The organism is Mediterraneibacter sp. 210702-DFI.5.30 (genome assembly GCF_020560115.1).
Taxonomy (GTDB): Bacteria; Bacillota; Clostridia; order Lachnospirales; family Lachnospiraceae; genus Mediterraneibacter; species Mediterraneibacter faecis.
Genome location: NZ_JAJCME010000001.1, coordinates 85,994 through 99,713, shown reverse-complemented (window position 1 = coordinate 99,713; position 13,720 = coordinate 85,994). Strand labels below are relative to the sequence as shown.

The 13,720-nt window shown below is 40.7% G+C and carries 9 protein-coding genes; 1 reads left to right on the top strand and 8 read right to left on the bottom strand.

The window, feature by feature from the left end; all coding sequences use genetic code 11:
- Positions 1 to 111: 111 nt before the first annotated feature.
- Positions 112 to 306: a hypothetical protein gene (locus LI126_RS00455; protein WP_118044984.1), complete on the bottom strand. Its 195-nt coding sequence runs from the start codon at positions 304 to 306 to the stop codon at positions 112 to 114.
- Positions 307 to 870: 564 nt separating this feature from the next.
- On the opposite strand from LI126_RS00455, the gene LI126_RS00450 reads away from it, so the two are divergent.
- Positions 871 to 1,416, top strand: coding sequence for a helix-turn-helix domain-containing protein (locus tag LI126_RS00450; RefSeq protein WP_118447460.1), 546 nt, complete (start codon positions 871 to 873; stop codon positions 1,414 to 1,416).
- Positions 1,417 to 1,512: 96 nt separating this feature from the next.
- Here LI126_RS00450 and LI126_RS00445 read toward each other — a convergent pair whose 3' ends face one another.
- From LI126_RS00445 to pglX, 7 genes are read right to left on the bottom strand one after another with little or no spacing between them, the layout of a single operon-like run.
- Positions 1,513 to 2,667: a toll/interleukin-1 receptor domain-containing protein gene (locus tag LI126_RS00445; RefSeq protein ID WP_227164610.1), complete on the bottom strand. Its 1,155-nt coding sequence runs from the start codon at positions 2,665 to 2,667 to the stop codon at positions 1,513 to 1,515.
- Positions 2,668 to 4,785, bottom strand: coding sequence for a protease Lon-related BREX system protein BrxL (brxL, locus tag LI126_RS00440; RefSeq protein WP_118447461.1), 2,118 nt, complete (start codon positions 4,783 to 4,785; stop codon positions 2,668 to 2,670).
- Positions 4,786 to 4,805: 20 nt separating this feature from the next.
- On the bottom strand, positions 4,806 to 7,448 hold the full coding sequence (pglZ, locus tag LI126_RS00435) for a BREX-1 system phosphatase PglZ type A (protein ID WP_118447462.1): 2,643 nt from the start codon (positions 7,446 to 7,448) through the stop codon (positions 4,806 to 4,808).
- A gap of 9 nt (positions 7,449 to 7,457) precedes the next feature.
- Complete coding sequence (locus LI126_RS00430) at positions 7,458 to 8,930, bottom strand: RNA-binding domain-containing protein (protein WP_118447463.1); 1,473 nt, start codon at positions 8,928 to 8,930, stop codon at positions 7,458 to 7,460.
- A gap of 37 nt (positions 8,931 to 8,967) precedes the next feature.
- Positions 8,968 to 9,759 (bottom strand): hypothetical protein, encoded by a 792-nt coding sequence (locus tag LI126_RS00425; RefSeq protein ID WP_118447464.1) that lies wholly within the window; start codon positions 9,757 to 9,759, stop codon positions 8,968 to 8,970.
- A complete protein-coding gene (locus tag LI126_RS00420) occupies positions 9,746 to 10,207 on the bottom strand; it encodes a TFIIB-type zinc ribbon-containing protein (protein ID WP_118447465.1) in 462 nt (153 codons plus the stop codon). Before LI126_RS00420 ends, LI126_RS00425 begins: the two co-directional genes overlap by 14 nt.
- A 17-nt stretch (positions 10,208 to 10,224) precedes the next feature.
- Positions 10,225 to 13,707, bottom strand: a complete 3,483-nt coding sequence (gene pglX / locus LI126_RS00415; RefSeq protein ID WP_118447466.1) for a BREX-1 system adenine-specific DNA-methyltransferase PglX — start codon at positions 13,705 to 13,707, stop codon at positions 10,225 to 10,227.
- Between the last annotated feature and the right edge of the window lie 13 nt (positions 13,708 to 13,720).

Below are 13,720 nucleotides of genomic sequence, written 5' to 3'. Positions count from 1 at the left end.
GTAAATTCCTGCAAAATGCTAATTTTTATTTGCCTGTTTTACAGGAATATTTTCCCTTTTTTGCTTTTCATTCCGAAGGAAAGTTGTTGTATTTTATCTTCTCATCTTTCATTACACTGCCATTGCATCAAGATATTTTTTTATCTTATCCACGTTATAAAGAACACGTCTTCCAATAATCACTCTTGCTTCTGCATAATCTGCAATTTTCTTTGCAGTTACTTCTCCGCAGGATAACATTGCCATTAATCCTTCAATATCTACCGCCAGACGATTCTCAGTCTTATACTCTGTTGTTTTTCTCATGATGCACATACCTCCTTTCCTCCGTATTCTTCTGCATCACCTCCGAGACAGCGGTTATGCCCGTTGTCAGTACACTCTACTTTTTGTTTAGACTTCTTACGATGATTTTCCATTCTGTTCGGCGTGTTGGCTTCCATTTGTATATGGCGGTGTCAACGTTACAATTGACCTCTATCAGAAATCTTTCTGAATACTGGCAGCTTCTTCTCAAGCATACCAGCCGTTGCCGGAGTATCTTCGGTTTCCACATACTACTCTCTGATACAGCGGTGGAATCCTGTGTTACCTTTAAGCCCGAAAGGCACCCATACAGCTCATTCAATTTTCAAGGTTCAATAATCAAAAGTTTTGCAGGTATACATTTTTGTACCCATTTGATTTAATGCCATTATATCCCCCGTTACTGCTAATGTCAATAGCACCTCATGCGTTTTAGGTTCTTTTTTGTACTCTTTTTCATTGATTTTCTGCTAGTTTGTGTTATAATATGGACAAATAGTTATTCATTTCTTGATTTTACTATCTTCAATGGATGTTTATCAGGACTAATGCAGAGGTGACTTTATGAATTTTAATCTGAAATTAAAAAAAATCCGGACATTCCGGAAAATGACACAAAAAGAACTGTCAGAGAAAATCGGACTGACCGATCAGCATAGAATTGTACAATATGAAAAAGGCGTTCGTGTTCCCAAAAAAGATCTGGTCGATAAAATGGCACAGGCTCTTGATGTCAATCCTTATACCCTCTATGATACCGCTGGACGTGACGCTTCCGAAATGATGGAACTGCTTTTCTGGCTGGATGAATTTAATCCATCAGCATTGCATCTGCTTCTCCCTCGGAAATTTCCTGGTGAGAAATGCAATGAAGTAGCTGACACTTCCGTTTACTACCATGACAATGATAGCTGGCCTGTCCATGCTCCTGTCTGTATGTGGTTTAACTATGGAGTTCTGAATGATTTTTTGAAAGAATGGGTGGTTCGGATGGATGAACTGAAATCCGGTGAGATTACCAGAGATGAATATTTTGAATGGAAAATCAACTGGCCACAGACCTGTGATGGGTGTGGGAAATATGAACCTAAGAAAAAATGGCGAATATAGCAAATACAATGCTCCCCAAAACTGGACAATATTCCAATAATGGGGAGCTACTATTCTTTTTTTAATCTAATGCTCTTCTACTATATGTATTTTTCATCACTCAACTACTTTATAGCCCGCATTTGTAATTACACAAATTTCTTCGCTTTTTCTTTCAATATATTTTTCTTTCAAACAAGCATTAAGCGCCTCTTCCCAAACAGCATATTCACGTCTATCTGGATACTCCTTAGCAACTACTTCGCTGCCAATTTGAATATATGTACCTGATTCCAAATCTGAAGTTATCAGAATCTGCCCTCCCGGTGCATCTGCCACTTTTTTAAGGAGTTGCTTCATTTCCTCTGTAATTAAGGCAGGTGTAGCACTGATATTCTCATTTTTGGTTGATACATCGCCATTTATTTCACTGATGAACTTGTCCCTTGCTTCTTCCCAAATAATATCTTCATTATCTGAAATATCAAATTCTGATTCTAATTCCCGTCTCAACTGATTTAGGCGATCTTTTACTTCTGAACGATCACCATCTAACTTAATAGCAATGCAGTCACTTCCAATTACACCTTTCATTCCAGAAAAATCAAAACCAGGAAGAAGAAGTGAAGTTGCATTGGCTCTTAGTACCCATGCTGCGCCCATTTCATTTAAGCTGACTGGGCTTTCGTAATATTCTGGCGAATGTACGAAAATAATATGCAAGTCATAATTAAGGAACCGTTCCCTTAAAAAGTCAAAAATATTGGCTCCATTTGGTATTCCATATCCTGGTAGGGAGCTACAAAAAATATCTCTGCGAGGACTTAAATTGATTGAACGAAGTAAATCCGCAATTTTTGCAACTTGATCCTTATTCTTAGAAGAATGACTTATAAATATAAGCGGTTTCTTTTTCATACCAGAAGCACCTCCTTGTGAATGTGACAATCCTGACTCTTTCTCCTCGTCCGGATAATATTTATCAATATTTTTTCTAATAGCCTGAAGTTTTCCGACAAGCTCAATAAAATACTTTTTCTCCGTAAAACCATCCAGACGCTTGCCACAGAAATTGATAGTTTCCCACACAAAAGTGTCATGAGTTCGATCATAAATTCCCTGTAATTCCAATTTTATCTCTTGAAGCCAATTTTGGAATTCAGGCACATCACTGATCCGTTCAAAGGATGTTCCCATACCGCCACCAAACGGATGAAACATTTTTTCTATTTCTTTTCGTGAATCTATAAGTTTAATTAAGTCTTTCTTCAATCATTCTACCCCCAATGCCTTAAACACCGCATCTTCCGCACTCTGGTACGGAATCAGCTGAAATGCACTCATCAGATCAGCCGGAACACTTGCGAAATCAACAAACGAGGTACTCGGAATCAGCACCTTCTTTGCGCCGCTATCCAGACACACCTGAAGTGTATTGGCAAGTTCATCCACCTTTATCATTGTACCACTAATTGTTATATCTCCCAACACTGCCAAGTTGCTGACAACAGGCTTTCCAAGGGCAATCGAACAAAGTGCAATTAATGTTGGAAGTGCCAATTTGTCTGTCATACCAATTCCCTGTAAATCCTGATAGTTGATGATATAGTCTTTGGTTGAAGTACTGATAGCGCCACTGATCCGATTGCCGTTGGCTTTCAGATAATTAAATGCCGTGTTCACCGCTTCCTTGCATTTAGAATCGCTGCCTAAGCCAGTCCGTTCAATTTTGCCATTGCCCGGAAGCATCTGACTTTCCAAACGGAATACACCAATCATGCCGCTTTTTCCTCTGGATACGGTATAAATCTGCCCCGGGTTACACATTCCATCCGGTATCAGCTTACCGCCACCCTGTTCTGGTACAGAAACATAATGTTCTGACATATCTTCTAAATCTATATAGGAGAAGTTCACATCATAAAACTCCATACCACCCAGCTTCTTCAATTGCTCCTTGACACGGCGACGCATTTCCAATGCAATCTGAATAATTTCTTCCAGTTCTTCTTTAGTAAACTCACCATTTGGGTACATCAACTTCAGATAACCGTCTATCATACGACGAACCGCAATTGTATCACGCTGATTCAGATTTCTCCCCAAGCGGAAGTAGTGGTCAAGTGCATCTCCATACTGCTCCTTACGAAGCTCTCGGATGAATTCTGCCAAATAGTCACTGATAAAACCGTAATCATCGGTAAAATGCTCCGGTCTGAACTTCGGTATCTCCCATCCAGGAAGATAACAGTGCATACGATCAAGAAATGCTGTATCTGTTCCCATTTCCTGCGGGAAAGGTGCAAACAGACTGGAGGTTTTCAACAGCACATCCACACTCTGATTGATATTTCCCACAAATACCATGGACGCAGTAGCAGCTTTTTCTTCTTTGCCACGGGCAAAAGATCCGGATGCCATATAATCCTTCATGATCTGAATGCCATCTTTATCTTTAAACTTGATACCTGCCACTTCATCAAAGGCTACACAATCCCATAAGCCGACCAGTCCGACCGTTTTGCGTCCCATATTGTAAAACAGATTTGCAACTGTCGTCTGCCCACCGGATATTAAGATACTATTCGGAGAAATCTCTTTGTAGAGATGAGATTTACCGGTACTTCTCGGTCCAAGCTCGCAAAGATTAAAGTTATTCTCAACTAATGGAATCATACGGGTCAAGAGCAACCATTTCTCACGGTATGTAAATTCATCTGGCTCCATGCCGATAGAACGAAGAAGAATATCCAACCATTCATTTTTCGTAAAAGCTGTTCGCCCCTGCTTTAGTTCATCAATATCAATGTGCGGCATCTGGATCGGTGTCAGCTTACGGATACTAATTGGTGAAATATCTTTCTGCTTTTTCTGTTTGGAACGAAGCGGATTTCCCTCAATGTCCTCAATGCCAAAATTATTGTCGCCTTCAACCTCATAATCCAGCTGAACAATACACCAGATACCGCCACAGAGCAGGCGATCAAATTTTTCTGGATATTCATCGGCAATCGGTACATTACCAACGCCCAAATTAGAAAACTCTGCAAAAAAGCAATCCTTTTTCATATCCAGTCGAACAGTCACCATATCAATGATTGTGTGACTTCCTTTTTTACGCAGCTGAGACAAAATTTTCTGTGATTCATCCGGGCGTACAAAGTTGTCAGCAAGAATACGCTTCACATTCTGTACGCCTTTCTCTATAACCGTCTCATCATCTGAACTGCAATACTGTCCCAACAAGAACTCAAGAACATACACTGGGACATTCGCCCCTTCTTTAATTTTCTTTGTCAGGTCTTTCCGAACAATCTTACCGTCAAAGTTCTGACGGAGCTTGTTCTTTATTTCTTCACGGGTACTTTCACCCTCTGCAAATTGCTCCATCTTTCTCTCCTCCTGCGGCATTAATTAAAAAAATCAAACTCGTCCACCGCAAAGGCGATGTCAATCTGGAATGGCTCCCGCTGTGGCAGCTGTAATCCCTGTTCATCTGCAATTACCAGATAATAAGTAGCTGTATTGCTGTATTTCAGAGATTTCAAATTAAACTGACAACGGAAAGTTCTTTCTGCACCGTTATCGCTGGTCTTATCTGCAATAATCTTCTGAATATCACTAATCTGTTTGCCGTCCTCATCTGTAAAATAAACTTGATAGGTTGCTGCTTCACGATTTGTACTGACCGCATCTTTTTGATAGAAGTTCAACGAAAAAATCATATTGCTGATTTTACGGTTTGCGGACAGTAAATTGACCGTTACCGGCTTGGTATCATATTTCTGCTTATTTCGCCTATATTCCATAGAATCATTGCGGAGATAATGATACTCAATCACCGGAACAACCATTTCCTGCAAACTGATACCACCATGCACAAAATTCATACCGCCGCCATTCATTTTGATACGAATACTTTCTCTCGGTGCAAATCCATTGAATTCCGTATTTCCGCCCAAGAATTTTACAGGCATCAAGTAATCTGGTTGCACACCCTTCTGCATAATTGCATATCTTCTGCCATACTCCACACATCGCTTGATACTTTCTTTTTTTGTAATGTCAGTGTTTGTTACATCCACATCAAAAAATCCTCTTTTATCTACTTTGTCCTCTTCCTTCAAAGGACTGTATGTATAAAGAAATCCATGATCTGCCGTAATTAAAATATTCGTTCCGCCAAATTCATTTACAATGATACGCACAAGATTCTTCAATTCTGAAATTGCCTTGTCACACGCAGCAAAAACAGCAATATCCGAAGTGTGGCTGGCTTCATCAATGGTATCGTGGTAAATATAAACCACATCCATACCTTTTACCAAAGCACATCTTTCCGCTCGTTTCATAGCAATGATGTCATTATACTTTAAGGCCACGCTTGCCGAATCTTCTGTTTTCAGAACCTTGTCCCTATAAGTACTTGCCGTAGACTGTCCATCTGCCAAAACCGTCAAAATATCGTTCCGAACCTCTACTGTCAATTCTTTGTGCGGCAACAAAGCTGCCATACCAAACTTTGTAGTAGAAGGGAAGATACTCTGCATACTACTGATAGAAACCTTACTTTGCGTTTCTCGCTGAAGCTGATCTGCCATCGTAGCTGCCACTTCATAACGCATGGCATCTGAGATAATTACAAATACTTTAGTATCCGAAGTCTGAATACGAGAACGGTAAAAATCTTCCTGCTGCGGTACTTCCAGAACTTTACCGTAAGTTGCCAGTTCATCCGCACATACATCTGACCAGTTATTGCCCAACTCACCTAAGAACCAGTGAGTATAAAGTCCTTCCACCTTATCGACAACATGCTTGAACAAATCATCCAGCAGAATATTGGAAGTCTCCAAGCTCTTTTGAAAACTAAGATGGAACAAACGGTAATATGTGTCCATCTGATAGTAGCTCTCAGTATATTCTTTCCAGATACTTTTCGCTTCTGCGGTATGGAATCCGGCTGAATGTTCCTTAAAGAAACTTTGCATATTCGCCACTTGTAAGATACCGTCATAAAAATTTTCAAATGGCTCATACCATACACAAGTTCTCCGTTTTTCAACAGTATTCGTAATGGTATCCACATCAATGATATGGTCACTGATCTCTGTCATTAGCTTTGTCAGAATCACTTCATTAATACACGGGAAGCATTCTGTTCCTACCAAATCCTCTACCGTCAGCTTTTCAAAGCGCTGATACAGACGGGCTTCATCCTCAACATAACGTGCCACATCATATAATTGCGGAATGTTGTCACTATGAAGCCATTCAGAAATAAAATCATAGCAATATGCCTGATGTGGCATGGAAATAAAGCCGTCCAGTCCGGCAAGATATTCCTGCCGCATGGTGCGGGTCGTTGCAGTTAAAAGCAGATGAATTGCTAACCGCCCAAGGTCTGGTTCTTCCTCCACAAATCCGCATCCCTGACGAACCATCGCCCAAAATGCTGTGTCTGCATGATATTTTACAAAATCCTGATAAACCGTATTATTATTCAAATCAAGTCCCGCCTGGAACACACTACGGAGAATCATATTAGGCTGTGCATCTTTCAATCCACAGATTGCCGCCATAACAGCCATGTGTAACTGTGCCGGTGTTTCCGGAACTTTATTCTGTGTACTAACTTTCAAACGACGGTCTTTCGCATTGAAGTAAGCACGATAATTTTTAACCTGTTTCCTCATTGCCGGATTTGATATAAGTCCCATCTCATCCATCCAGATAGAAATCAGATCTGCCCGAAACTCTTCGCTGTAAAGCTCCACGTCCAGAAGCCAGTTATCATCCGGGCGATTATAAACACACGGACTGTAAACCAGATAATTTGTGGTCAAATCATCTACTGAAAGCAGTTTTTTTACAGAAAACGAATTATTTCCAGTCAGCGCAATCACCTTTGCATTTTCCAAAACCACTTCATCCAGTTTATCCTCAAATTCCTTATCTTCATCGTACCAGAAAATGATACGACGCTGATAAAACTCAGCCAGAGGTGCAGCAAATCTGCGATTTAAATCTTGTATTATTTTATCTGTATCCATGCTGTCCTCCTACCTTATAATTTTCCAATTTGCTTTTCGTTTTGTTCCGCCCTGTACCAATCTACCTTTTTCCTGTAAAGAAGCGAACATTCGAGAAACCGTTCTTTTCGATATACCCATTTTTTCCGCATAATATGCCTGTGTTGCAGACGGATTCTTCTCTATAATCTGCAACAATTTTTCTATCTGCGTCTGTTCCTTATTAAGCGGCACTTCAGCGCTATTAGTGCCATCATCAACGCCACATTTAACGCCATTAGCGCCATTTTTAGTGCCATTGGCGTTAATCATGGCGTTATTGGTAGCAACCTGACCTCGATAAATATTAATACGCAAATCAACTTCGCCACCAATAAACTCCGGCTCCCGCAATCCGGCAGCTTTTACTTTATCAATAATTCTCGGAATGCCGCTTCCCCAATGCTCAATCAGGTTCATATAGGCAAACGCATGGGCAAGAGCTTCATTTCTGATTTTGGAATAGCCTTCTTTCATACGCTCCATCGTTTGTCCCATTGGCAGCTTTCCTGGAGAAGTAATTTCCAATCGGTTGTCATATACCGCTACCTGTATCGTACCATGATCCAGATAACTACGATGTACCATAGCATTGATAATCAACTCACGAATGGCATCCGGTGGAATCTCATAAACATCCTGGCGATAAATTCCCACAATAGTAGCACCCAGATGAATATTTCTTAAGACAAACTGAAATGCTTCGTCTATCTGTTCCCAAAGCGGACCGCTATATTCTCTACGGTCAACAAAAACTGCTTTTGTTGTCCCTTTGAACACACCACATTGCGTTGCAACATGAAGTCCTCCGTTTCCAGTCAAAATAGCAAAAGCATTAGACGGATAATCTTTTCCATCACGCTCAATTAAAATTCCCCAGGAACGCAACTGCTGTCTTCCCACATCTTTAATCGATGCTTTCTGTTCCTCTGTACGGGCATTTCTGACAGCCTGCTCTTTCATAGCTTTGCAAAGGGCATCAATATCTTCCTCTGTAACATTTAACCCAGTACATAAAGCCTGATCATAGTAGCGGTTATTGCCCTCAAACAACAACTCCTTTACCATATACTCATCGGCAAGGCGGGTAGTTCCGGCAACACGGACATATACACCACCATCTCTACCAAGAGCTTTGATATAATATGGACGTTGTCTGCCCTCAGAAACCTCTACCACGATGACAGTCTTACCATCAACCGTCTGTAAAGTAATATCCGGGATGATTGCCGGTTCACAGCTGTCTGATACGGCATTGGCAATGGCATCCATTTTCTTGAACACATCTTCTTTGTCAAAGCCGACAACCTCTCTGGTTTTATCGGCAATTCCGAAAATGATTTTCCCTCCGGTTCCATTTGCAAAGGCAACCACAGACTTCATATATTTGATGCTTTTCTCTGGCAGGGTCTCTTTGAACTCTATATTCTTGGATTCACCTGCAAGAATTTCTTCTATGGTCATTGTAACACCTCGCTCTCTTTTACAGTTTTAACTGTTGTTACGATAGCATTGGTCCAACGAATTGAATCAATGCCGCAACTGCCGATCCAAATTCGACAGTTCCTTTTATAGCCTGTAACGAAGCTATTGCTGTCTTTATCATAGATTTCTTTGGCTTTTCAGATATAACTTCTGCTTCTATAACTTCCAAGCTTTCAGATGCTGCTTCTTTATCCTCATCAGATGTAAGAGTATCCATCTTCGTCCTAACTGCATCAATTAACTGTTCAATATCGTTTGCTGTTGCCCCAATATTTGTAGTTGCCATAACAGATGAATTATCATTTGCAATAATAGCTTGACCATTTTGCACCGTCACATTATAAATATTCTTTTCATCTATTCCCATATCAATACCTACTTTCGTTAAATAACTTTCCACATGGCGAATCAACACCATAACAAATCGTTCATTAAAACCTTTGATTTTATCTTGCCATTTGGATGAAGAAGAATATCCCATGGCAACACCACGATATACAGAACTGTTATTTTCCACCAAATATCTTAAAACAGCGTACACATTTCGTATTTCTTCGCTATCAGTTTCACCCAATGAAAAAATCAATCTTCCGTAGGATCCTTGTACTTCTTTAACTTCACTCTCTAAATTCCAATCACAGCTGCCACAATCATGAATATAATCACTTATAATCGGAGTACTATCTATGTAGTTCACAAATTTCCCAAGCACATCAGCATAATCTTCATAATTTGCCTGAAGTAGTCGATTAGAGCAACTATTAAAATCATATTGAATTTTTCGCAATTCTTTTCTATTCAATTTCATAATTTTTCACCCCACAAAACGGGCAATATGCACCCGTCATTTTCAATAATGGTTTAATTTTTGCAGTACGTTTGCAACATGGAAAATCACAAATTTCCATTGCTTCTATTCCTGAACGAATAGGATCTTCATTTTCATGCTTCGGACGTTTTCCAGCCTTGAATGTAATGATTCCTTTTTTGCTATGCCGTTCCATTTTTTTGAATTCATTATAAATCATATCATTGACAGCATTCGTCTCCATTTTCATGGCAAGTTCAAGTACATCCTCAGTAACATAGTTTTCGCTTATTAAGCCACAACTTGGACAAAATATATGAAGCACCCCGTCATCCTCCAAATCAGAAGGAGTTGCCTTAAAATATGTGCCACATTGTTCGCATTGCAAAAGAACATAACCATCATCATCTGTAGGAATAGGAATCGTCATATTGATTTCATCACTCATATTGCTCCCCCCCTTACTTACTTTATTTTAGCCAACACATCTTGAAAAATTGCATAATTCTTCTTCACGCCATCGTCCAAATCAATAGAAATCATCTGGTCGGCAAGGTGATGAATCTTTTCCTCGTAGGTTCTGATTTCAGTATCCTGTGCTTGTAAAGTGGTCAGCTTTTTATTCAGCTTCACACGCTCACCAGTGGACGCATTGGCAATACGCTGTTCCAGATCGGCAAGGGCAGTGCGGTAACGAGCCTGCTGCTCATGCACATAATCGGTACGGATGCGGGCAATGGTGTCCGGCTGATAGCGGTGCATATAGATCAGTGCCTTGAAGCCATTCTTTTTGCCACTGTCAAACAACCAGTAGATCGGGCGTTTCTGATACATCTTGCAATGGTCGGAGTAGAAGTCACTCAGGAAATAATTCCGAATCACATCCTTCGGCTGACCCTTGCCACCCAGAGCATCGGCAATGAATTTCAAGTTTTCGTCCAGCATATCAGCACCGTAAACGGTTTTCACAAACTCCACGAACAAACCAACAATATCATCCTCAAAGTATTCATCGTCACAAATTGGGATAATGTTATCCTTATCAACCGCAAAAGAAACACACTTACTGGCATCCCATTCGCCGCCTGCATAGGCAAGACCATCCACATCCAGAGAGTAGCGACCAAACATACAGCCAACCGCATAGGAAATGAAAGAGCGAATATCTCTGCCAAGGTCAGCTTTGCGGACAGTAACATCCTTATCCTCAACTTCTGGTGTCAGTTCGTCCTGTAAACCGTAAATGTCAATGAAAATACGGTTCAATTCTTCCTCGTTGGATTTCAGCTGGTTGAAGCGGTCATCACATTCAGTCTGCCACTGGTCAAAGGCTTCGGCAATGGTAGGAACGTTGCGAAGTAACGGATGGTGCTGGAAATCCCATGAGGTTTCAAAGGAATCCCAATCCTTTTTTGAAAAATCAACATTCTCTCCTGCCAAAGCGGAAACTTTGCTTTTCTGATCTCCAATATCTGGTACAATAATTTTCCCAACATCTCCAACTTGACAATGAATTGTAGAATTAAATACTTTAAGCAATTCTGCAAATATTGACGTATTGGCATACCCCAAAAGCCATAATTGATCTTCTTCTTTTGGAAAGAAACAATGACCAGAAATATCATAAAATGTATCATCTGGTGCTATACGGAAACTATTTTTGCTAATAGTTAAATCTGTCCATGTGCATTTTTTCTTTTTCAAGAAATCCAAATCTAACACTCTGGCATTTTTTTGCTGCAATATAAAATCCGGTGTTTTATTATAAAACAAAAGATATTCTAAATTACCGTACCACTTTCTGTAAGCTCCTCCCTTCAAATATTTAATCCACTTTAGTCCATAACTGGAGCCATTAAATTCAGAAAAATCCACTTCATGCCATAGTCTTAAATATCTATCATTATTCGATGTCTGCATGCCAACTTTAGGAGCAGCAATTTCTGTCATGGTTTTGTAATTTCCATACATCTCATATATTTGGCGATGTAACCAATAGGCTATTGGCATTCCAGGAATCTTCATAAAATCTTCTTGTTGAATGGTATGTAATCCTTTTCTGTGTAAAAAAGCGTTCCTACGTTCCTCTACACCATGAACTTCGCCCTGGCTATCAAATAATCTATAATATCGCCCCACATAGTTCTTAATATATGTTTTAGATATAACAAACGTTGTTGTGCCAAAATCCGATCCGAAAATTCCTCGTCCTGGGTGAACCATATTAACGATCATATTGTTACGAAGCATTGTATTTCGCATTTTTTCATAACTGGACAAGAACATCCATACTGGAATGTTTATCATAGAAATATAACCATGGCTCGTACTCATTTCTAATGTTCGTTCCATCATGATTGTACTCATATCCGATTTCGTATCTGGATATTTTTTCTTTACAAAAGAAGATAATTTTCCCGACATTCCTGACGCACCCATATACGGCGGATTCGTTACAACTGCATCATAATTCTGTGCCAATGCTTCCGCCACCTGCACCAACGGCAGTAACTCTCTCAATGCCGTCTCACGGGACATATTTATATCTTCTGTAATCTCTGCAAAACGATCATACAGTGCAGACCAATCCTGCGGTGTTACGGTCAGAATAGAGCCGTATTCCTTTGCATCATGCAGCTCTTTAATGATGGTGTCCATAGCAACTGTGAGCTTCATATCGCCATTACAGAAATAGTCCATCGCAAATTTATCTACATGGTTGCTCTCCACAATAGCGTACACATGGGGCTGAATGCCACGGCTGAAGAAGCGGCGGTCATACTGACGTGCTTTCATCATTACCGCAAAGTAAGCCAGCTGTGCCGCACGGTCATCAATATCCAGACCGTAAAGATTGTTCTCTACAATGCTTGCCACCGCTTCACGGGTGGTATAGCCGTAGGATTCATAAATCTTCATCAGTACGTCAAACATATATGCAAGGATATGACCGGAACCGGAGCATGGGTCAATGACTTTCAGCTGATCCGGTGTCAGTGCGGCGTATTCCTTACGAATTTCTGCAAGCTGTGCCTGCACTTCCGGCTCCTGCTCAGCTTCTTCCAGATAGTAGTGCCATTTGGTATCTTCCATGTCACGGTTTCCAGCAGCATAGGCAGACTGTTCTTCCTCGGTAGGAAGAAGCTGATCTTTGGCATCTGGGTGTCCTTCCAGCCACAGACGACCAAGGCTGTTCTCTACCATGTAGCGAACAATCCAGTCCGGTGTAAAAAGCTGGGTTGCTGCAGGGATATTTTCCTTGGTGATTTTCACATTCTTTTTCAGAGCTGCGAAAACATCGTCTTTTTTCTCGCTGTTATAATACTGATACAGCCAGCCGATGATCTGGACAGCATCCTTCCAATCATCCTCTGGTATCAGCTCAATCATCTGCTGAATGACACTGCCTTCACGGAGCAGATTGTCCGGCAGAAGAAGCTCTGTGTAGTCGGCAATCTTTTGGAACATTCCCGGCAAAATTTTATTCAGAGCGTTGCACTGCACAGTCAGTAGGTATTTATACAGTTCTTCGGTCTTTTCTGCATCTTTCAGCTCATAGACTTTTTCCATATTGAGTCCATCCAAATCCAGATGAATGGCTTCGGTTATAATCTGCGGCTTAAAGTTGTTTTCCTCGTCCGTAAATACACGCACATGAGAAGGAAGATAGCCGTTGACTTCCATGAATCGCAGAGCAGAGAAGCGATTGAACCAAGTATAGGCAACCTCTTCCATGACCTGCTTATATCCTTTATCGTTAATCTCGGCAATCAGAGCCTGACGCTGTTTCTTTTCATCGGCAGTGAGGACTTTGCCGCCAACACTGTCCGCATTGGCATCCTCAATGTTATCCTCTGTGATACCGTATTCCACACCTTTTAGGGAAACACGGGCGATCAGCTCTGTTCTTGCCCAGACAGCAAATTTTTTAATCGCATTCTTATCCATACTCGTCTCTCCT